Source organism: Rhizobium sp. N621 (genome assembly GCF_001664325.1).
Lineage (GTDB): Bacteria > Pseudomonadota > Alphaproteobacteria > Rhizobiales > Rhizobiaceae > Rhizobium > Rhizobium esperanzae.
In genome coordinates this window covers 165,596-187,633 of sequence record NZ_CP013499.1, presented here as the reverse complement: position 1 = coordinate 187,633, position 22,038 = coordinate 165,596, and the positions used below count along the sequence as shown (strand labels likewise).

18 protein-coding genes and 1 pseudogene are annotated in these 22,038 nt (G+C 60.9%); 9 read left to right on the top strand and 10 right to left on the bottom strand.

Annotation, left to right across the window (positions count from 1 at the left end; all coding sequences use genetic code 11):
- Positions 1-310 precede the first annotated feature (310 nt).
- The 9 genes from AMK00_RS27965 (at position 311) to AMK00_RS27925 (ending at position 9,131) form a co-directional block, all read left to right on the top strand.
- Positions 311-562, top strand: coding sequence for a hypothetical protein (locus AMK00_RS27965; RefSeq protein ID WP_064812460.1), 252 nt, complete (start codon positions 311-313; stop codon positions 560-562).
- Positions 563-735: 173 nt separating this feature from the next.
- Positions 736-3,123 carry an FdhF/YdeP family oxidoreductase gene (locus AMK00_RS27960; protein ID WP_064812459.1) on the top strand — a complete coding sequence of 796 codons (2,388 nt, stop codon included), beginning with the start codon at positions 736-738 and terminating at the stop codon, positions 3,121-3,123.
- A gap of 191 nt (positions 3,124-3,314) precedes the next feature.
- Positions 3,315-3,887, top strand: a complete 573-nt coding sequence (locus AMK00_RS27955) for a c-type cytochrome (RefSeq protein ID WP_064813175.1) — start codon at positions 3,315-3,317, stop codon at positions 3,885-3,887.
- Entirely contained in the window at positions 3,884-4,864 is a 981-nt protein-coding gene (gene coxB, locus AMK00_RS27950) for a cytochrome c oxidase subunit II (protein WP_064812458.1), read from the top strand. The genes AMK00_RS27955 and coxB overlap by 4 nt, the downstream gene beginning before the upstream one ends.
- On the top strand, positions 4,861-6,774 hold the full coding sequence (gene ctaD / locus AMK00_RS27945) for a cytochrome c oxidase subunit I (protein ID WP_064806534.1): 1,914 nt from the start codon (positions 4,861-4,863) through the stop codon (positions 6,772-6,774). Before coxB ends, ctaD begins: the two co-directional genes overlap by 4 nt.
- Positions 6,771-7,373 (top strand): cytochrome c oxidase subunit 3, encoded by a 603-nt coding sequence (locus AMK00_RS27940; protein ID WP_064812457.1) that lies wholly within the window; start codon positions 6,771-6,773, stop codon positions 7,371-7,373. Before ctaD ends, AMK00_RS27940 begins: the two co-directional genes overlap by 4 nt.
- Positions 7,370-8,263, top strand: a complete 894-nt coding sequence (locus AMK00_RS27935; protein WP_064812456.1) for a cytochrome c oxidase assembly protein — start codon at positions 7,370-7,372, stop codon at positions 8,261-8,263. The genes AMK00_RS27940 and AMK00_RS27935 overlap by 4 nt, the downstream gene beginning before the upstream one ends.
- On the top strand, positions 8,238-8,660 hold the full coding sequence (locus tag AMK00_RS27930) for a c-type cytochrome (protein ID WP_064812455.1): 423 nt from the start codon (positions 8,238-8,240) through the stop codon (positions 8,658-8,660). The genes AMK00_RS27935 and AMK00_RS27930 overlap by 26 nt, the downstream gene beginning before the upstream one ends.
- Positions 8,661-8,867: 207 nt before the next feature.
- Positions 8,868-9,131, top strand: a complete 264-nt coding sequence (locus tag AMK00_RS27925; protein ID WP_064812454.1) for a hypothetical protein — start codon at positions 8,868-8,870, stop codon at positions 9,129-9,131.
- A 185-nt stretch (positions 9,132-9,316) separates the two neighbouring features.
- Here the strand turns inward: AMK00_RS27925 and AMK00_RS27920 are convergent, their stop codons facing one another.
- From AMK00_RS27920 to AMK00_RS27875, 10 genes and pseudogenes are all read right to left on the bottom strand, one after another.
- Complete coding sequence (locus AMK00_RS27920; RefSeq protein ID WP_064812453.1) at positions 9,317-13,288, bottom strand: CheR family methyltransferase; 3,972 nt, start codon at positions 13,286-13,288, stop codon at positions 9,317-9,319.
- A gap of 64 nt (positions 13,289-13,352) precedes the next feature.
- Positions 13,353-14,375, bottom strand: a complete 1,023-nt coding sequence (locus AMK00_RS27915) for a chemotaxis protein CheB (protein WP_064812452.1) — start codon at positions 14,373-14,375, stop codon at positions 13,353-13,355.
- A gap of 182 nt (positions 14,376-14,557) precedes the next feature.
- Positions 14,558-14,953 (bottom strand): response regulator, encoded by a 396-nt coding sequence (locus AMK00_RS27910; RefSeq protein ID WP_064812451.1) that lies wholly within the window; start codon positions 14,951-14,953, stop codon positions 14,558-14,560.
- 146 nt (positions 14,954-15,099) lie between these two features.
- Positions 15,100-16,263 carry a helix-turn-helix domain-containing protein gene (locus tag AMK00_RS27905; protein WP_064812450.1) on the bottom strand — a complete coding sequence of 388 codons (1,164 nt, stop codon included), beginning with the start codon at positions 16,261-16,263 and terminating at the stop codon, positions 15,100-15,102.
- A 199-nt stretch (positions 16,264-16,462) separates the two neighbouring features.
- Positions 16,463-17,377 (bottom strand): cytochrome c, encoded by a 915-nt coding sequence (locus AMK00_RS27900; RefSeq protein WP_064812449.1) that lies wholly within the window; start codon positions 17,375-17,377, stop codon positions 16,463-16,465.
- 64 nt (positions 17,378-17,441) lie between these two features.
- Positions 17,442-17,646, bottom strand: a pseudogene (locus AMK00_RS27895) (TIGR04290 family methyltransferase); the annotation flags it as partial.
- A 20-nt stretch (positions 17,647-17,666) separates the two neighbouring features.
- On the bottom strand, positions 17,667-18,713 hold the full coding sequence (locus AMK00_RS27890) for a UDP-glucuronic acid decarboxylase family protein (RefSeq protein ID WP_064812448.1): 1,047 nt from the start codon (positions 18,711-18,713) through the stop codon (positions 17,667-17,669).
- Positions 18,714-18,725: 12 nt separating this feature from the next.
- A complete protein-coding gene (locus AMK00_RS27885; RefSeq protein WP_064812447.1) occupies positions 18,726-19,826 on the bottom strand; it encodes a CgeB family protein in 1,101 nt (366 codons plus the stop codon).
- Positions 19,823-20,911 (bottom strand): CgeB family protein, encoded by a 1,089-nt coding sequence (locus AMK00_RS27880; RefSeq protein WP_064812446.1) that lies wholly within the window; start codon positions 20,909-20,911, stop codon positions 19,823-19,825. The genes AMK00_RS27885 and AMK00_RS27880 overlap by 4 nt, the downstream gene beginning before the upstream one ends.
- Positions 20,908-22,038, bottom strand: coding sequence for a CgeB family protein (locus AMK00_RS27875; RefSeq protein ID WP_064812445.1), 1,131 nt, complete (start codon positions 22,036-22,038; stop codon positions 20,908-20,910). The genes AMK00_RS27880 and AMK00_RS27875 overlap by 4 nt, the downstream gene beginning before the upstream one ends.

Sequence of the window (22,038 nt, the reverse complement as noted above, 5' to 3'; positions counted from 1 at the left end):
TGGTTCCTTTCGCGCGCGGCCACAGCGGCTATTGCGAATAGCCCACCACGGAAGCAAGTTCCATAATTCCGCTTACGCCAGATTCGCCTGTAGGCGGGGGTACATTCTATTTCCAACTGCGACGCGCCGGGCCGCCCTTTGGCGCTCACGCGAGCAGCCAGTTTTCGGCACGCAAGCCCTCGCAACTGAAAAAGTCCCACACATTATTCGTCGCTCAGAGCTCAGGGAACGAAATCCGGACGATCAGGTTAGTCCAAAGGAAAAGCGGGCTTTCGAGCCCTGGCGATGAGGTAAACCCGAGGAGCAGGTTGTGAACGTTGTAAGTTTTCCGCGCCAGCGCCACGATGATCCAGATCGCGCTTTCGTCAGCACCGATGCAGATGAGCGACGGCTCTATAGATTTGCCCTGCAGTACGAGATGGATGGCAAGAGCTGGGCGACCGACATCTGGGCCTATTCATCCAAAGACGCCGAAGATCGCGTCGCTGCGATGCGGCGATCGCTGACGATGTGCGGTCAGCTCTATGCCGAGGTGGCGGCCGACGCTCCGACGCCGCTCTGAGCATATCCGACGCGGCTGAGAAGCTCAGTTTATTGCCAATCGTCTCCCGTCACCGGCTGTCGACAGCCCCGCTCGTCACTTTGCCGACTCGCCTGGAACAGTTTGTTTCTCGAAGAGTTCGGATCGCAAAATATCTGCCGGGGATCCCCCGACGACAATATCGGGAGGCAAAAATGTCAGCGCGATCGAAACATCCGAGCACGCCTGCGGCTGGCGGCTGGGCGGCGGCGAGATCTCTTGGAGAAATTCTTCTCCGCGAACACGTCCCCCGATCGGGGCCGTCGCTGCTTTCCCATCACAACAAACCAGACGGTTACATGTGCGTCAGTTGTGCCTGGGCCAAGCCTGCAAAACCGCATGCGATGGAATTTTGCGAAAGCGGCGCAAAGGCGACCGCCTGGGAGGTCACTTCCCGCCGCGCCGACCGCGCCTTCTTCGCCGCCCATACATTGCATGAGCTGGAGCAGTGGAGCGATCACGATCTCGAAGAACAAGGTCGCCTGACCCACCCGATGCGGTGGAACCGCTCGACCGACAAATACGAGCCGGTAGACTGGAACAATGCATTCGCAGAAATCGGCGAGGCGCTGCGGTCAATTCCTCCGCGTGAGGTCGATTTCTACACCTCCGGGCGCGCCTCCCTCGAGACCTCCTACATGTATCAGCTTTTTGCCCGCATCTTCGGCAGCAACAACTTGCCCGATTCTTCCAACATGTGTCACGAAAGCTCCTCGGTCGGTCTGCCGGAAAGCATCGGAGCCTCCGTCGGCACGGCAATCCTGTCCGATTTCCAGAACTGCGATTGCATTTTCTATATGGCGCAGAACGTCGCCACCTCCTCCCCGCGAATGCTGCATGACCTTCAGGACGCCGTCGACCGTGGCGTGAAAATCGTCACCTTCAACTTGTTGCGCGAACCGGGCCTTGAACGTTTCATCAACCCGCAAATGCCGAGCCAGATGCTGACCGGTCGGTCGACGCCGATTTCGTCGGAATATTACCAGGTGAAGAACGGAGGCGACATCGCGGCCCTCTTCGGGGTCTGCAAAGCCTTGATCGAAGCCGACGATGCCATGAAGGCAATGGGCATGAGCAAGGTTTCAGGCTCCGATGCCGTGCCCCATAAACCGGATAATGCCGCGGCGGTGGCGTTCGCCGCTTCCATTGCCGCCGCCGACAAAAAGCATGTTCTCGACCACGATTTCATCAACACGCATACGTCGGGTTTCGAGGAATTCGCCGAAGCCGCCCGCCGATATGACTGGGCCGAGCTGGAACGTGTTTCCGGCTTGACCCGCGAACAGATGATTCAGGCAGCCCGCACCTACGCCCATTCGGAGGCGGTGCTGATGATCTACGGCATGGGTCTCACCCAGCATGTGATGGGTGTCCAGAACGTTCATATGGTCGCCAACCTCGCGCTGTTGCGCGGCAATATCGGCAAGCCCGGCGCCAATATCTGCGCCGTGCGTGGCCACTCGAACGTGCAGGGCCAGCGCACGGTCGGGATAACGGAAAAGCCGGACCTCGTGCCGCTCGATAAGCTGAAGGAACTCTACCGGTTCGAACCGCCACAATGGGAAGGACGCTCGACCGTCGACACCTGCAAGGCGATCATGGAGGGCGAAGCCAAGGCCTTCGTCAGCCTCGGTGGCAATTTCTTGCGCGCCGTCCCGGAAACGGAAGCGATGGAGGAGGCCTGGCGCAAACTCCGCCTGACCGTACAGATCGCGACGAAGCTCAATCGCAGCCACGTTATCCATGGCGAAATCGCCTATCTCCTTCCCTGTCTCGGCCGTATCGAGATCGATGAACAGGCAAGCGGTCCGCAAGCCGTTTCCATCGAAAGTTCTGTGGCTCATTTCCATGGCTCGCGTGGGAAGGCGAAGCCCGCGAGCGAGGAGCTTCTGTCGGAGCCCGCCATCATCGCCGGCATCGCCAAGGCGACGCTGGCAAATGGCCGAGTCCCCTGGGACGAATGGGTCGGCGATTATTCGAAGATCCGCGATGCGATCGAAGCGACCTATCCCGAGACATTCAGGGATTTCAACAAACGCATGTTTCAGCCGGGCGGCATTCCGAGACCGGTGCCGGCCAGGGAACGCAAATGGACGACGCCCAACCAGAAAGCCAATTTCATCACGCCGCCGCGGCTCTTCCCCGAACTCGACATCGGTCCGGGCGCCACTGAGGTTCTCAACCTCGCCACGCTACGCTCCAACGACCAGTTCAACACGACCATCTACGGTTACGGCGATCGCTATCGCGGCGTGAAGGGAACGCGAAAGGTGGTCTTCATGAACGAAGAGGATATTGGCAGACTGGGCTTCAAAGAAGGCGATTTCGTCGATCTGACGACCGCCATCGACATCGCCACAACGCGCCGCGTCACCGGCTTCAAGATTGCTCGGCACCCAATTCCGGCCGGGTGCTGTGCGGCCTATTACCCTGAGGCGAACCCGCTCTTTCCGCTGTCGCATCACGACGCCAAGGCCAAGACCCCCTCTTACAAGATGTTGCCGGTGCGGCTCAGTCTCTCGGCCCTGTCGTCGCGGTCCTGATCTAGGTCCCGGCAATGCGCGAAAGCAAGCACGTCCCCTGGTCGGCGGCAGTATCGCTTCTCACGATGGCAGCCGTCTGGGCCGCCATCGCCTGGGCAAGCCGTCTACGCTTGCGTCGCGCCCATCCCGCCGTCGCGTCCGGTCCCGATCGGTTCCCTTTGCTTGCCGATAGCGCCGTCAAGAAGGACGGCATGTGGTTGGTCTCGATAGTGCTGCTCGGTATGTTGATGATCGGAGCCGCGATCGGCTGGGCAAGACATCCAAGGCAGTATCGCGCCGATCCGCCGCTCACATCATCTCTCGATCAGTTCCGGCTGATGCCGGACAGGATCGGCGGCACACCACCCGACGTCTATTTCGCGCTTGGCAAGCCCTATGAGACGACCGCTTATGATCTGAGCCAGGGCAAGCGCCTTTATTCCTCGTTCGGCTGCCCTACTTGCCATGGAGACGGACGAGGCGGGACCGGCCCTTCGTTTCTTGACGGCTGGTGGTTTTATGGCTCGGAAATGGTATCGGTCGTGGCATCCATACGCGACGGACGGCCTCACGGCATGCCTGCCTTCGCGAACAGAATGACGAGCGACCAGATCTGGCAGCTCGCCGGTTATGTCAGGACGATCGGCGCCTATTCCGCCCCCTATACCGCGCCGAGCCGCAACGACGACAAGCATACGAGACCGGCCGAGAACCGCGCGCCGGCCGCAACTCTTTTCGAGGAAGGGCCGGTGGGCGTCCGCTCCGATCGAGGTGTCCGGCCTTGAAGATCGCCGCGGCATGCACCCTGTTTTTGTCAGGCTGCGCTGGGACGCAATCGGCGCTGAATGCGGACGGACCTGCCGCTTCGGAACTCAAGAGCCTGATATTCCTGTTCGTCGCCGTCTGCGGCGTCGTCTTCGTGCTTGTCATGAGCGTCATGGCATGGGCGCTGGTTGGCAGGAAAAACCAGGCCCCCGGCGAACCACAGACTGAGCGTTCCATGGGCAGGGTCGTTAGCGGCGCGATCGTTATGACTTTCCTGGTCGTAAGCTTCCTGACCATCACCAGCTTTTACGCAACCAATGGCGTCGACCGCGGCCGGGACAATCCGCCGACCATCGCCGTTCGCGGGCAGCAGTGGTGGTGGCAGTTTACCTATCTCGATGCGGATCCCGCCAGGACATTCCAGACCGCCAACGAGCTGCATATCCCGGTGGGAACCGATGTCCGGCTGCGTCTGGAAGCGACTGATGTCATTCATTCCTTCTGGGTGCCCAACCTGACGGGAAAGCAGGATCTGGTCCCCGGCCGCGACAACCGGCTGACGCTGCATGCCAGCAAAGCCGGCATCTATCGTGGCCAATGCGCCGAATTCTGCGGCCTGCAGCACAGCCACATGGCGCTGTTGGTGATCGCCGAGGAGCCGGAGGACTATGCCAGATGGCTGGAGTCGCAGAGAAAGACGGCAGCCGCGCCGGCCGATGGTGATGCCGCGTCGGGAAGGCTGGTCTTCATGAGCAAGCCTTGCGCCGCCTGTCACGCCATCCGCGGCACCGAGGCATCGGGCACCTCCGGACCTGACCTCACCCATGTCGGCAGCCGCAGCATGATTGCCGCGGGGCGGCTGGAGAATACGCGGGGATCGGTTGCGGCATGGATTGCCGACCCGCAAACGCTGAAGCCCGGCAACAACATGCCGTTGGTCCCCCTCACCGGCGAAGAGCTGCGGCAAGTGAGCGCCTACATGAGTGGTCTGCGATGACCGGCGGCGGCAGAACCCCTTCCCCCGCCGATCTGGCTGCCGGCAGTGAAGAAGCGGAAGCCTTCCTCAGGCGCACATGGTCGACGCCTTCCGGATTGCTGGCAGCGCTCTCCACGGTCGATCACAAGATCATCGGTCGGCGCTATATCGCGACAGCCTTTGTCTTTCTCATCCTCGGCGGCGTGCTGGCGCTGGTGATGCGCATCCAGCTCGCCTTCCCCGAGGCCCGCTTCATCAGCGCCGACCGGTACAATCAGATCTTCACCGTGCACGGCAGCAACATGATGTTCCTGTTTGCGGTGCCGGTCATGGAGGCGATGGCGGTCTATCTGGTTCCTCTGATGGTCGGAACCCGCAACATCGCCTTTCCCAGGCTGAATGCCTTCTCCTACTGGATCTACCTCGCGGGCGGGCTGCTGCTCTGGATCTCTCTCGCCCTCGATACCGCCCCCGATGTCGGCTGGTTTTCCTACGTGCCTCTGGCCGGCCCGCAATATGGCGCGGGGAAACGGGCAGACCTCTGGGCGCAGATGATCACCTTCACCGAGGTCTCCGCCCTCGCCGTTGCCGTCGAAATCGTCGTGACGGTCTTCAAACTGCGGGCGCCCGGCATGTCGCTCGACCGGATCCCCGTCTTCGTCTGGTCGATGCTAGTCACCGCCTTTCTCGTCATCCTGGCCATGCCGGCGATCATGTTCGCCAGCTCGTCGCTCATTCTCGACCGGCTGGTCGGCACCCAGTTCTATAATCCGGCAGAAGGGGGCGATGTCCTTCTCTGGCAGCACCTGTTCTGGTTCTTCGGTCATCCCGAGGTCTACATCATCTTCCTGCCGGCGGTCGGCATCGTCTCCGCCATGATCTCCACCTTCACGCGGCGTCCTGTCTTCGGCTATATGCCGCTGGTGCTGGCGATGATCGCCACCGGAATTCTCTCCTTCGGCCTGTGGGTGCACCACATGTTCGTGGCCGGCCTGCCGCGGCTGGGGAGCAGCTTTTTCACCGCCTCGAGCATGGCAATCGCCATTCCCGCCGGAACCCAGATCTTTTGCTGGCTGGCAACGCTGTGGGATGGCCGTCCGGTCTTCAAGACACCGCTGCTTTTCGTCATCGGCTTTCTCATCACCTTCGTCATCGGCGGCCTGACCGGCGTCATGGTGGCGTCGGTGCCGCTCGATACCCAGGTCCACGACACCTATTTCGTCGTCGCCCATTTCCACTATGTGCTGATCGGCGGCTCCGTCTTCCCGCTGATCGGCGCGATCTATTACTGGTTCCCAAAGATGACCGGCCGGATGATGAGCGAAAGGCTCGGCCGGTGGGCCTTCGGCCTGATCTTCACCGGCTTCCACCTGACTTTCTTCCCGATGCACATCCTGGGCCTTCAGGGCATGCCGCGGCGCGTCTACACCTATCCGCCCGAGCTGCCCTGGGCCGGCTTGAACCTGTTCGTCAGCCTTAGCGCCTTTATCCTGGCCGCCGGCTTCCTCGTCTTCTTCATCGATGCCCTGCGCAGCTTCCGCCATGGCCCACCGGCCGGCCCCAATCCCTGGAATGCGTCAACACTGGAGTGGGCCATACCCTCGCCCCCTCCCCCTTATAATTTTCGGCATATTCCCGTGGTCGAAACGCGCGAACCGCTCTGGATGTCGGGCGAGACGTTGCCGGTGGCGACGGGACTTCGGCTCGATCGGCGGGAACTGATCGTCAGCAGCGTCACATCAGGCGAGCCGGAGGCGCGGGAGGCCTCGCCAGCCGATTCCATCTGGCCATTTCTGGCGGCCATTGCCACCAGCATCATGCTGATCGGCTCGATCTTCAGCCCGTGGGCGGTCGTCTGGGGAGCCGTTCCGGTGGCGATCACCCTGACAGGATGGTTCTGGCCGAAGCAAACGCCGGAGGACGAGTCATGAAGGAGCGCGTGGTCACCGATCTGTCGAAGCTTCCCCTGCACGGCTTGGGCAGCGCGAGCCTGACGTTCTGGGGAACCAGCGCCTTCATGCTGATTGAAGGCATGGGATTCGCTTTGGCGATCGTCGTTTACTTCTATCTCATGAGCCTGGCGCCGCATTGGCCGATCGGAGCCCCTGCCCCGGATCTCCTTCCCGGCACGATCCTGACCCTGCTGCTTCTCGTCAGCATCGTGCCGAATATGCTCGTCGCGCGGTGGGCGAAGCAGAGGGATCTCCGCAAGGTGCGCGCGGGACTGATCATCATGGCGCTTCTCGGAGCGGCGCCCCTCATACCTCGCGCCTACGAATTTCCTGCTCTTCACATAGGCTGGGACGACGACGCCTACGGATCGATCGTCTGGACGATGCTCGGCCTGCACGCGACCCACATCATCACCGATCTCGTCGATACCGTCGTTCTCGCCTGCCTGATGTTTTCGAAGCATGGCGACAATGCGCGGCGCTACGGCGATGTTGAAGACAACGCGATCTACTGGAACTTTGTCGTCCTCGCCTGGCTTCCACTCTACGGATGCATCTATTGGGTGCCGCGGCTATGAGAACAGCAACGACAATCGCATTTCTTCTTATGGCGACACCGGGATTGGCACATGAAGCCCATGCCCATTCGAGTTCCTTTCCATGGACGGCCGATGCCTGGATAATCGCGCCGCTCGCAGTCTGCGCAGCCCTCTATGCAAGCGGAAGCCTTCGCTTCATGTCGCGATCATCCGCAGGCCGGCGCGTCTTCGCGCACCGGCTTTTGGCCTATTGGGCCGGCTGGCTGGTGCTTGCCGGCGCACTGATCTCTCCCCTGCATTGGCTGGGAGAGCAGCTTTTCACCGTCCATATGATCGAACATGAACTGGTCATGGCAATCGCCGCGCCGCTCATCGTATTGGCACGCCCATCGGCGGTGCTGCTCTGGGGCCTGCCAAGGATCGTCAGGCGCCGGGCGGGACAGGTGCTTGCCTCGAGCATGGTCCGCAGGACCTGGACGTTGCTGAGCAACGGCACTGTCGCGACGCTGCTGCACGGGGCGGCAATCTGGGCATGGCATACGCCCGTCCTGTTCGACGCCGCGATCGAAAGCACGCCGCTCCACCGTCTGCAGCATCTTTCCTTTTTCCTGAGTGCCATCCTGTTCTGGTGGTCCGTCATCTGGAAGACGAACAGGGGGCTGGCGGCCTGGCATCTTTTCCTGACGATGCTCCATATGAGCATTCTCGGGGCCCTCATCGCCCTGTCACCGAACGTGCTCTACGCCGTGCAGACCCGATCGTCCGGGGCTTGGGGGCTGTCGCCGCTCGAAGACCAGCAGATGGCAGGCCTGGTAATGTGGGTTCCTGCCGGCCTCGTCTACGCCACTGTTGCGCTGGCGCTGACGGCTCTGTGGATCAGGGATTCCGGAAAAGGAGGCGCAGATGGAACACGTATCGTCGCCCTATAATTCCCTTCGCTCCGCCTTTGTGATCGCCGCCTGCCTGGTGAGCCTGACGGCGGCATTGACTTTGACCGACGTCTACCGGCAGCGCTCCGAAAGGCAAGCTGTTGCCGTCGCCATGACGAAAGGCGATCCGGCGCGGGCGCCGGCGATTTTTCGCCGATATGGCTGCGCCGGATGTCACACCATTCCCGGCATCGAGGGCGCCGACGGCAAGGTCGGGGGCGATCTTTCCGATCTGCGCGAGCGGGTCTACATTGCCGGCGTGCTCAATAATTCCGCCGACAACCTCATCGGGTGGATTGTCGCGCCGCAGGGCCATTCGCCAAGAACGGCGATGCCGGCCACCGGAATTTCCGAACAGGAAGCCCGCGATCTCGCAGCCTATCTCTATGCTCGCTAAGAAATGGGTGTTTCCGATCACCCGCCTTCAACAGTTACTCGGACCATCACGGCGCCGTATCCAAACGATGATAATAAGCGCATGATCGCCTTTAGGTGCATGCCGTCCGGAAGTCTGAAGTTCCAAGATCGTGACATGCATCAAAACAAAAAACTAAAGCGCGTGGCAGGAATGAATTGCTCGAAGCGCTTTAGAAGGAGATCCCGCATGGATCGCGCAATTGTGAAGAAGCATTTAGAGCAGGCGCGGGAACATGTCGCCATGGGAGGACAGCACGTCGCTCGCCAGCGCGAGATCGTCGCTGAACTGACCAACCGCGGCGCCGACGTGACGGAAGCGATACGGCTTTTGACCAATTTCGAGGAGTCGCAGGACATGCATGTGGCGCACCTTGAGAGGCTTAAGGCAGAGCTGCTAGAATGTGACGAGAAGCAACAGGCCGGCGGATCCGAAGATAGTTCGGCCCCGTGACGGGCGAGAGTTTCACGCCCTCTTTCAGCAACAGCGCCCACTGACGTCGAAAACAGCTGCGGCAGGGTCGTCAGCCTGTAGGCTTGAATGGTTCAAGGGCTTTGTCTCAGCCGTCCCCGGAAAGAACTCCTCCGTCAGCCACAACCTGTCCTCTGTCGCCACGACCAAGCATCGACCTCTTACTTTCAGCCGCTCGCGTCATCCTCGAGCAGATTGCTGATGGAAATGGGAATTGCGATCGAGCAACTGATTCCGTCCTCTCCAAGTGTGTAGGTGGTCTTGGCATCCAGCTGATAGGGCAACGCGCGCTCGATCAATTCCCGGCCCTGGCCGCCCCCTTGCGGTCCGGAATCTTCGGGTGGCATCTTCACCCCGCTCTCCCGCCAATCGACATGCAGCCATGGCTTGCCGCCTTCGCCGGATTGCTCGACATTCCAATTGATGGTCAGACGTGCCCGAGGTTGGCTGAGCGCTCCGTATTTGGCGGCATTGGTGGCCAACTCATGCATTGCCAATGCCATTGTCTGCACGCTGGTCGAGCGAAGCCTGACGCCTTCCGCGCCGTCCAGGGTAATCCGGTCCATCTGGCCGTCCGGTACGCCGTGGGCCGCCAGTTCGGAGCGGATAAGCTGATCGAACGTGATGCGCTCACCTTCCTGCAGTCGGGAGAGGAGGCTCTGCACACGCGCCAGGACATCCAGACGGTTGCAAAATCTTTCATAGAAATCGGCCAGATCAACACTGGTTCGCATGGTCTTATCAGCCATCGAGCGGACAACGGCCATGAGGTTGCGCGTGCGGTGCTGAAGCTCTGCAACGAGTACCTTCATGCGGTCGGCGGAAGTCTTTTCATCGGTGATGTCGCGGCCGATACCGCCGATCTGCTTGACATTTCCGTCTTCTCCGAAGAGCGGAAAGTCGGCGTTGCGCAACCAGCGGATTTCGTGGTCCGAGGCCCGCCTGATACGGTATTCGAATTCTACCCGTTCACCGTTTCGCACGCGCCGAATCTCGGAAAGCGCCTGTTCCCGATCCTCAGGAATGATCAGTTCGGCCCAGCTGCGGAAATTATTGCCGGTCATCGCCTGCTCCCGATCGACACCGTAGATGGTCTCGAAAGCCGGCGTCAGATAGACCCATTGCAGCGTCTCCGCGTCTCGGATCCACAAAACGTCGGAAGAGGCTTCGCCGAACAGGCGGAACTGCTCTTCGCCCTGCCGCAAAGCTGCTTGCGCCTGTTTTCTCGCCGAGATGTCGATGCAGAATTCGGCGATCGTACCATCCCCAAGATCACGACCGGCAAACAACATCCAGCGGCGCGTGCCGTCGGCGAGGAAAAACTCTTTCTCATATGGCCCGATCTTGCCGGTCTCCTTCAGAGCCTCCATCTGGGCGTGGGTCTCGGCAAGATGCTCCTCCGGCGTCAGGCGACGCCAGTGCAGCTCGCCGCGTTCCATCTGCGAGCGGCTGTAGCCGGACATCTTCAGGAAAACCTCGTTGGCGTCGAATATGACGCCGTCCCGATGAAGAAAAATCACGCCGACCGCGTCCGTCTCCAAGACGCGCTGCAGGCGCTCCTCGCTCCGTCGAAGCGCCACCTCCGCCTCGTAAGTGGCGGTCAGATCGGTGAAGGTGACGACAGCACCGCTGATATAGTTGTCGACACTGCGGTAAGGCAGGGCGCGTGCAGCATAATGGCGGTTATTAACGGGATCGCTGACTTTCCGATCAACAGGCACCAACGTTCTGAGGACAAGGCGAACATCGTCCAGCAGCTCCGGATACGCGACGCGGGAGACGACGTGGTCCAGCGGCCGCCCGACGTCGGTTTCGAGCAGATGGAATATTTCCGTCGCCGCCGGCGTGAAGCTCCTGACGCGCAGATCGTTGTCGAGGAACACAGTGGCGATCTGCGTCGCTTCGAGAAGGTTCTTCAAGTCGGAATTCGTACGATCGAGTTCGGTAACGCGATGGGCAAGCTCGCCGTTGACGGTCTGCAGCTCCTCGTTCACCGACTGCAATTCTTCCTTCGAGGTTTCCATCTCCTCGTTGGCCGACTGCAGCTCTTCATTGATCGACTGATATTCCTCGTTCGAAGATTTGAGCTCCTCATTTGTCGATTCGAGCTCCTCGATCGTTGCCTGAAGACGGTCACGGGTGACGCGCAGATCGGCCTCCAGACGCTGGACATGCTCTTCACTCGTCAGCCTCCCTCCGTCAGGAGCCGCCCCTTCGGCCACTTGCCCGGCATCCTGAAAAAGCACGATCAGCGAAGTAACATCGCCGCTTCCGAGGGGTTCGACAATGATGTTGACGGCGTAGGTGCGATCGTCCTGGCGCAGCAGCACCCTTGGAACTTCGACCTTGACCGCCTCCGTCGTGGCACGCTGCAAGGCGGATCGCATGTCGAGACGCAGATCTCGATGGGCAAGGCTGAGGAGATTGAGCGTCGCGGTCCCCGAAGCCGGTTCGAGGTACCGGCCCGTGCGTCCTGAAAAGTGCAGCACGTCATAGTGTGAATCGACGACGACATAGGCCGGCGCGAATCGCTCTGCGACGACCTCTGCCTGCCGGCCGATCGTGGCCGACAGCCGGCCGGTCTGCAGCATCGGCGCCGGCGCCGAAAGCGCATGGTCGGGGCTGCTGGGACGTGGACTGAGCGGGAAGTCCGGAATAATGCGGGTCGCCGTCTCCAACCTTCGAAACAGCCGGTTCTTTCGGTCGACAGGCGCGAAAAGCTTGGCGTGGCGGGTGACGTTTTCCGATGAACCCAGAAACAGGATACCACTCGGCCTGAGGGCGAAGTGAAAGATCGGGATAACCCGGTTCTGCAGCTCGCTGTCGAGATAGATCAGCAGGTTCCTGCAGGAGAGGATGTCGATGCGAGAGAATGGCGCATCCTTGACGATGTTGTGCGGCGAGAAGATGCACATTTCCCGCAACTCCTTGACGACGCAATAAGTGTCGCCCTCACGCACGAACCATCGGGCAAGCCGGTCCGGCTGGAGCTGGGAGGTTATCGCTGCGGAATACCGCCCGGCACGCGCAATCCCCAGCGCGCGGGCATCGAGATCTGTCGCGAATATCTGCACGTCCGGAGGATAATCCATGGTCGCCATATGCTCGCGCAGCAGCATCGCGATCGAATACGCTTCTTCCCCCGTGGCGCAGCCCAGCACCCAGACGCGCAGCTGGTCACCCGGTTCCTTGCCCTCGAACAGCCTCGGAATTTCGCGCTCCAGCGCTCCGAATTCGGCGGGATCTCTGAAAAACTGGGTAACGCCGATCAGTAGGTCCTGAAAGAGGTTTTGAACTTCGTCGCGGCTGGCGCGCAGCCGCTCGATATAAGCATCGATATTGCTGATTTGCAGCACCTGCATACGCCGCTGAACGCGCCGCGTGAAGGTGCCGCGCTTGTATCCGTGGAAGTCATGGCTGGTGACATTACGAAGAACCGTGGCAATCTGCGTGATCTGCGCCTCGATGGCGCTCGATGGCTCCTCATCCAGGCCCGCGTCTTCCTCCTCGACGACATTGCCGGCATAGAGCGCAATGTGGGCTGCGATACCCTTCGCCGGCAGTCGCAAGTCAGCGATTGCCAACACTCCTCCTTCCTCAGCAGATTGATCGTCGCCGTCGTCTATCTCCGTGATCGACAGACCGCCAAATTTCTTGGTTGCCGCCACCCCGGCGATGCCATCATTGTCGAGACCCGCCAGGACCACAGCGATCGCGCGCTCATGGGCATGTTCTGCCAGCGAGATCAACATCGTGTCGACCGTTCCACGATGGCCGACGGGTTCCGAGGCTGGCCGAATGCGGATATGACCATCCTCGACTGTCATCATATCGTCAGAGCCGCCGACGTAGATATGATTCAGAAGGATGCGCTCTCCATCCACCGCGACCGTCACCGTCAGTCGTTGCTGCTGTGCCAGCATTTCCAGGACGGCAGCTGCAGTGAGCCCCTCCTGCTGGCGCACCGCCACGAGATAGGATGCACCGAGGTCGGCGCCGATGTCGGAGAATACCTGCACGAGCGAACGGAGCGAGCGAGCGCATACCGCTATGCCGACGATCACGATAGGCTGTTCATGCTGATCCAGCTCAGCCGTGCCTGCCTGTTGCTCCATGTCTTCCCGTTCGTCGTACGCCATCGTCGATCCATGTCTCCGCCGCGGCGATTTTAAACCGTCCGCACGGTAGAAAGATACAACTTTATCAGATGTCCTGGAGCGGCGACGCGCGACCGTGGCGCAGCGAGCTTAGAGCGGCGTTACGCAGGGTCGCGGAATATTGCCGATACTCCGCTGCCCTTGCCTCGTAGAGTTCGGCGACGGCGTTGCGGCCGGTGGCGCGAGCGTCCCGCGCCATCCGTTCCACAAGCGTCAGCCGCTCCTCCATGATGCGCATGGCGATCCTGATCGCCTCATCAAGCTCATCAGTGTGCCCGGCAAGGACGTCGGCGGTGTAGGCGTGGCCGATCTGGCACCGAAATCGCAACGGCCGCGAACCTCGAACCTCGGAAAGCACGCCATGGCAATCGGGGCAGGTCAGGGCGCTTGGAGACGCGATCTTGCGAAGTGCCGCACTGCCAAGCCGGTCGCCAGCGGCAATTTCGACCTCCAGCCGCAGATCGTCGGATGGCACATCAGGAACCGGCCCGGCCTCGCTTCCGGCGATTTTGGCAAGAAGCCCGCCGAGCTCGGCTGCCGAGGCCACGTGATCGACTTCCACTTCTTCCAGCGCCGCTAAGGGCATTTGATCCGCCTCCGCATCAAGCGGGTGTTGCACAACCGTCGTCCCGCCATGGGACTTGATCGCATGCAGCCCCGCTGCTCCGTCGTTGAGCATCCCCGTCAGGACGAGCCCCACTGCCCGTGGACCGAACGACAGGGCCGCAGATCGAAACATCGGGTCAATCGACGGACGGACCATGTTCTCGCGCGGACCCGCTCCGAACTTGATCGTTTCACCCATGAGGAGAAGGTGGCGGTCGGGTGCAGCGACGTAGATGTGGCCTCGCTCGATCGGCTGCCCGTCGACCGCCTGCCTCACGGGCAGGTTGGAACTATCGGCAAGAATCTCAGGCAGCAGGCTGGGAGAGTTTGCAGGAATATGGGTGCTGACGAAAATGCTTGCCGGAAGGTCGGAGGGCAAATCGGCAAAGAGGGTCTTGAGGACAGCTCTGCTCCCCGCCGACCCGCCGATCGCAATAATATCCTTGGTAACGCTGGAAGACATGGTCTTGCCCTTTCATGTCACCCCAACAGTCGGTGCCCCATATGGTTCCCTTGCGCGTGAGTGCAAACGGAATCAGTCCGCCGGGTACCGGCTCGAGGCGGCGGAGCTGCGGCTGGCGGCCAGGAGATGCCGGCGAGCCAAGTGCACGTCAGCACCTGCAAGACGGCTCCACCGCCAGGCGATCAATCAAGCCGTTTCAAACCATCGGTCGCACCAAAGAGCGCAACGGCGATCTTTTCGAGTTCGGTCGGTTTTTCGCACAAGGCAAAACCATTATACTTTGTCGGAACGAAGGATGGGTCGTAGCCGGTGGCAAAGACGAAGTTGATTTGTCGCGCCTCCAGTTCATCGGCCACAGCAAACACCAACTCGTCACCGAGGTGAACGTCAAGGATCGCCGCGTCGACGTCTTCCCCGGCGATCAGGTCGAGCGCGCGGCGAATATTTGCGGTGGGGCCTACGACGATTGCCCCGAGATTTTCCAATTTCCGACGCGTCTCGTCGGCAACAAAATACTCGTCTTCGACAACCAGAATACGCTTTCCCGAGAAAAGTCTGGCTTGATTGATTTTTTCCACCGGGCGCCTTTCCAACAAGCACGATGCGTCGATTCAAACTGTTACAAAGTCCGAACGATTGCGGACGACTAAAGTTGCGCTCTTTTTCGACGGGATCCCGTTCGTGACGAAGTTCAGCAATTTTCGTCATAGCGATTTATGCGCGACTACCTCTCCCCGGAATTTTGGGGGCTGTAAAAGTGAGGCCGTAATTGGTTATGCGCTCTTCTAACATTCTCGGTGCCCCTCAATGAAAATCCCATCAACCGCTCGTATTCCGCCTCCGGAATGCCGTAGGAGCCATTGGCCTTGAGAATGAGGCCCTCGCGATCGACGACGATCACCTTGCCTCGTACCGACCTGATGAGCTTTTCACCCTCCAGGATGGGAAGCGCGCCAGTAACTCCGGAACGCCGGACGCCGAGCATGGAAGACATGTGCTCGTGGGTGAGAAGCAGCACCTGGCTTTCCGATCGATCATCAAGCATGAGCAGCAAACGGGCCAGTCTCTGTTCGATGGAATATCGGCTGTTGGCCAGGGCCGTATAACCCATCTGAATTGCGAGCGTCCTTGAAAACGCCGATGAAAGCGAGCGCAGTTGCGGTGCCCTCTGCGTCAGACGAAGGAAGCTGTCGATGTCGATGCGCTGCGCGGTTCCTTCGGTCTGCACCACCAGATTGTAGGGAGTGCGCCAATCGCCCTCCAACAGCCCGGTGCCCGTTACGCCTTCACGCCCGATAAGGCCCACCTCTACCTGTGAGCGATCCAGAGACGAGGCGATCAGCGAGACCGTCCCGCTTTCAATGAAAGAAACTGTCGTGATCTCTCCAAACTGCTGCTCAAGAATCTCTCCTTGAATCAACCGAAGCGGCTTGAGAAGCGGCCGGATAAGATCATTTTCACGCTGGGAAAGAGCGGAAAGAACGAGATTCTTCTGGCCGCCTGGTGCTTTCGCCGTCGAAGTTCGGCAATCGGAAAGGGCAGCGTAAATCGCGCTCGTGTCCAGCGGCTTTTCCACGAAAATCCGATCCGCAAAGCGGGGAGGCACAACGTCGCGGCTGTAGCCGGTTGCGAAGAAGAAGGGGATATTGCGCTTCGCCAGCGCATCGGCGACAGGGAACACCATCGTGCCACCGAGATTGATATCCAGAATGGCAGCTTCAACTTGGGAATCTTCAATATATTGCAACGCTCGTTCGACGCTCGGTGCGGGCCCGACAATCTTGATTCCGGTTGCTGTCAGCTTCGATGCGAGTTCGCTGGCGAGAGCGTAATCGTCCTCGACGACCAAGACAGCTTTTTGCGCGAGTTCGTCAAAAGCCGTATTCATGACGATCTGCCTCCGACATTATATCTGTTCAGCTGGAAACGTTCCCGCCATTGCCCTGTTCCGCCGGTGTCCAATCGGATGGCGTTGCATCATCGATAGCTTCGAGCGCCGCGTCCTCGCCTTCTTCAAGATCTGCTGCCGGATAATTCCGGTTTCTGGCGGAGTCTGCAACCCGTCGCGCGCTTATGGACGATACCTATCAAGGATGCGGCGTCGGTCGCGGCGGCAGCGACTTCAGATATCGGGCGATGGCCAGCCGGTCGGCCTCCGGGAGTTCCGCCGTATTCTCGACCACATCCACCATGGACCAGCCGACATAGCCGTGATCGGGCGTCCTGCCGCTGTAAAGCATTTCGACGACATCCTGCTGCGACCACGAGCCGATGCCTGTCGGCGTGATGTTAGGGCTGAAGCCGACACCTTCCGAACTCACTCCGCCGGCGAACCGCGTTTTCGGCTTTACCGCGCCGAAGATGTTGCGGGATGAGTGGCACTCGGCGCAATGGCCGAGTGTCTCCACGAGATAGGCGCCGCGATCATGTACCGGATCGCCGTTCCGCGCTCCTTCCGATCTGCCTTCGTGGAAGAACAGGAGCTTCCAGAAACCGACGAACCGGCGGATGCGAAACAGCAGAGAAATCTCATGCGGTTGCGGGCGCTCCGGCACCGGCGAAAGCGTATGCAGAAAGGCGTAGAGATCTCTGATATCGTCGAGCATCATGCCGGTGTAGCTGGCATAGGGGAATGCGGGATAGTAATGTTGACCTGACGGAGAAACGCCTGAGATCAGGGCATTGGCGAGATCGGCGACCGACCACGATCCGATACCGGCCTCCGGGTCGGGCGAGATATTGGGAACTCTGAAGGTTCCGTAGTGTGAGGCCAGCGCAAGGTCGCCTCCCAGCCTGAGGCGGTCCGGCTGACCAGGGGAAGCATGGCAGGAGGCACATCCGCCTGCGGCAAAGACCAGTCTGCCGCGCCCGGCATCTCCCGGCGTCAGCGTCGGATCGCCGGCCGCAAAACGTGGATGCGGTCTCGTCAGCAGCCAGGTCGAGAGTAAGACAAGGAGGACCGCAGCGACAGCGGTCGAAAACAATCGGGCACCTCTAAGCATTCTGAACCCGCTAGAGCAATTCCAGAAAAAGTGTGAAACGGTTTTCCCAGGCAAAGCGCGAAGCGCTATAAAAGCCGGCATTGCAGCTGATATCGAGAACGCTGCGTCCTTGCAGATCCTTCGGCACGACATGCTTGAAGCCTTCCCATTTGAACGCCGGATAGTCGCCGAGAAAATGATCCGGCGCGGTTTCGATCTCTCCGAACCGCATATTCTGAAACCAGGGGGCTTAATTCGTTGATACGCTGTTGCAAAGCCAGGTTCATCATCGCGTGCATCCGCTTCTCGGTCAGTTGTCCAAGGGGGCAGCCTGCGAGGCAGCCGCGGCGCGATGACGGCGAGGCGCAGCGACGCGTTTGCGGGGACGATCATCCAAATTGGCGGCAAACCAGTCGATCGTATATCTGAGCCCCTCGGTAAGGGGCACTGTCGGCTGCCAATCGAGAAGTTCTGTCGCGCGAGAAATATCGGGCCGGCGGCGTTGAGGATCATCCTTCGGCAAAGGTCGGTAGGCAACAGCCGTTCGCACCGGCACCATCGAACGGATCATCTGCGCGAGCTCGTTGATGGTGAACTCCCCGGGATTGCCGAGGTTGACGGGAACACCAGGGTTCGGCCGCACATCCATCAGCGCCATAAGGCCGCCGACAAGATCGCTGACGTAGCAGAAGGACCGGGTCTGCATGCCGCTTCCGTAGATGGTGAGCGGATTCCCCGAGAGTGCCTGCACGATCAGGTTGGAGACGATTCGGCCGTCATTGGCCTGCATTCGCGGCCCATAGGTGTTGAAGATGCGGGCGACCCGCACGTCGACGCGGCCGGCACGCAGCATATCGAAGCAAAGAGCTTCGGCGGCGCGCTTACCCTCGTCATAGCAGGCGCGCGGCCCGGTGCAGCTGACGTTGCCGCGATAGTCTTCCTTTTGCGGATGCTCGGCGGGATCGCCATAGACCTCGCTCGTCGAGGCCTGGAGAAAGGCGGCCCGGTGCCGCTCGGCAAGCGCCAGCAGATTGCCCGTACCGGCGACGCACGTCATCATCGTGTGAACGGGATCCGCCTGGTATTGCGGCGGGGACGCGGCGCAGGCGAGATTGTAGATCTGGTCGAGCGGTTCGCCGATTTCAATGAATTTGCAGATATCCTGTTCGATGAGCCGGAAGTCCGGATAGTTCATCAACGGCCTGACGTTGTCCGGCGAGCCGGTAATATAGCTGTCGACGCAAATGACGGTGTCGCCACGGCCGAGCAGAGCATCGCAGAGATGCGAGCCGACAAAGCCGGCGCCTCCTGCCACCAGAATAGTCTTGCCTTTTCCGCGACGATTGACTTGAAGCATCGATACTCTCCTTCACGCTGAGATACGGTCGAAAGCTGGCTTGGCGGGCAGGTCGGAAAGAGCCCTGACGAGCTCACCGGCACGTGCGGCACCGGTATGACTGCTCATCACCAGCTTTCTCGCTGCGGCGGCGACCGCCAGACGGTCGCTGTCGGGAACCTCCGTCAGCAGCGCCACGACATCCTCCGGCGCGCGCGCAATGAACAAAGCCTTGCCGTCCGGCAGCAGCTCATCGAGGCCCTGCCAGAAGTCGCTGACAATGGGCGCCCCACAGGCAGCAGCCTCGAACAGCCGCACGCTGGGAGACCAGCCGGCGGCGATCATATCGCCGCGGGTCACGTTCAGCGTGAACCGCTGCCGACTGTAAAAGCTTGCGTGATCGGCAGGCGGCAGATGCTCGATGCGCTCGACATTGGCCGGCCATTCGATCTCGGCTGGATATTGCGGCCCGGCGACCACGAAGCGCATCGACGGCAGGCGGCGCGCCGGCTCCAGCAGAAGGCGCTCCAGTGTCGGCTGCCGGTCAGGGCTGTAGGTTCCGAGATAGCCGAAATCCCAGCGATGGGACTCGCCTGTCCGGACATACCGGCTCTCGTCCACCGAGCAGTAGAGCGCGATGGCTCTGCGGGCACCGTATCTCTGTTCCAGCCGGGTCAACACCTCGCCTCCGGAGAAGGAAAAATAAGCGTCGAACAAAGGAATCTGCCTTAGCGCCAGATATTCCTGATCGGCCCGATCGAGCTTCGCCAGCGTGACTGGCGTATCGATGTCATAGAAGCACAGGCGTTTCGGCTCCAGCGCCTCGAGCCTGTCGATGAGCTGCACACCGTGGGGAACGTAGGATCCGACGATGACGGCATCGGCTCTGCGGAGCCTTTCGCCGTGACGCTCGATCATCGTGCCGATATCGGAATAATAGGCGAGTTCGCAGAAGTCAGGCGAAGGGAGATCCCGGTGGCTGGCATACCACGGCACGTCCCGCTCCAGGAACAGCACCTTATGGCCGGCCCGCCGAAGGCCTTTGATCAGGGCGCGGTAGGTCGTGGCGTGACCGTTCCCCCAGGAAGAGGAAAGGGAAAGCCCGAGGAGGACGATGTCGAGCGATCTCGTCATTCGGCCGCCTCCCGTCCGCCTAGCTGTGCGCGAAAAATCTCGTCTACCGCTTCGGCGCGATTGCTATAGGTGTGTTCGGCCAGGACGCGCCGGCGCGCCCTTTCTCCAATTTCCCGTGCGGATTGGTGGGACAGGCCGCTGAGCAAGGCAGCCACGTCCTGTCCGTCGCGCGCGACCAGGACCTCCTCGCCGGACTTCAGAAAGACATCGATGCCTTCCCAGTAATCGGTGATAAGGCAAGCCCCGGCACCGGCCGCCTCGAAGACCCGTGTCGCGGGGGAAAAGCCATTCTCCGCCATACTGGCGCGCGATATGTTGAGGACCGCCATCGGCGTCACGTTGAAGGCGTTGTGATCGCGTGTCGGGACATGGCCGATATAACGGACATTTGACGAGATCGGCTTGTCCTGCCAGCCGGATCCGCCAAGCAGGAACGTCCGGTTCGGCAGACGCGACGCCGGTTCGAGGAAGAAATGCTCGACCCTCGCCTCGCGATCCGGCAGGCGATTGCCAAGGAACCCGAGGTCGGCGGCGAAGCGGTAGTCCTGCGGCACCGGATGATGCGTTTGCGGGTCCAGCGCATTGTAGATCGGCACACATTCGGCCGCTCCGACGGAACGGTATGCGTTCACGACGGGGTCGCCGCCGCCATAGGTCAGCACGAGATCAAGCCGGGCGAGTGCATGGCGCAATGGGTGATCGGGGTTGGCCTTGAGTTCGGTGAGCGTCGCCGGCGCATCGACGTCCCAGAAGATCTTCAGCGCGTGCGGGCGTGCGTGACGCAGCACCTCTTCCAGCAATCGATCGTCCTCGAAACCGACGCCGCTTGCCTTGACGACAATATCGGCCGCGGCCGCCTCGCTTGTGACGGTCTTGAGGGCATCGATCGTCCCTTCATAGACAACGACTCTGCACCAGTCCGGCGGATCCATGTCGCGGTTCTTCTGCCGATCATAGACATCGGGTTCGTAGAAGGTGATGTCGTAACCTTTCTCCGCCAGAGCGCGCAGCAAGCCGCGATAATAGGTGGCGGCGCCGTTCCAATAGGCGGAGACGAGACTCGATCCGTAAAAGGCGATCTTCATTCGGCAGCCTCCCTGGATTGCAGGTTTGCGGTGACCCTATGCGTGCCGCAGCGCGCCAGGACGGCGAAAAGCTCGTCGACGCGGTGGCGGCAGGTGTGACGGCCCTTAATCGTTTCAAGCCCGGCGGCGGCAAGGCTCGCCGCCAGATCGGCATCGGAGAGGACATCGCGCAGGCTTTTCTTCATCCCCTCGCCGTCACCGACGAGCAAATAGTCGCGGCCGGTCTCGAAGAGATGTTCGACATCGTTCCACGGCGCCGAGATCAACGGTATTCCGCAGGCGAGCGCCTCGAAGACACGGATGGTCGGAATACCCGGCAGATGTTCGACATAGGGTCGGCGCGGAATGTGGACGGTGACCCTGTGGCGGGCGAAGGCCGCAGGAACGTCGGCATTGGCGATCCAGCCGCCATAGGCGATGCCGACTTTTCGAAGTTCGTCCAGTGCATGAGCGGGATAGCGAACGCCGCGGACGACCGTGTTCAAGGCGAGATCTGTCGCGGGACGGATCAGGAATTCGCCGATTTCGGCCGACCGTTCATCGTCGCCCCAGTTGCCGATCCAGATGAGGTCTCCAGTTTTCTCGATGTCCGGCAGCGGCCGAAACAGGGCGTCGTCAGCCGCCTCGTGCCAGGTAAAGACCGACTTTCCCCAGCCGGCTCGGAGATAGCGTTCACGCAAGGTCTGCCCGAAGGCCAGCACACCATCATAATCGTCAAGCGCCAGCCCCGCGATATCGCCTTCGGCGGAGACGGCGCGATGATGCGTATCGTGGAAAAGCAGGGTGAAGGTCGCGCCATCGCGCCGGATGCGGCCGAGCCTCTCGACCAATTGCGGCTCCGTCCACTCGTGGACGATGACGACGTCGGCATCGGCAAGCGCTGCTTCGTGGTCGAACTCGACACCATAGGTCCGCGAACGGTGCTGCGGAAATGCCTGGTGAAATGCCTCGACTGCGGCCGGCCCCTGGCCCCTCAGCAGATTGGCCCGGCTCCAGGCATCGTGCGGCTCCAGCGCCAGCGTCTCATGACCGCGCCGCTGGAGATCGCGCATGACGCCGCGAAGAAAATGAGCATTGCCGTGATTCCAGTCGGAGACCAGTGAATGGGTGTAGAAAACGAACTTCAT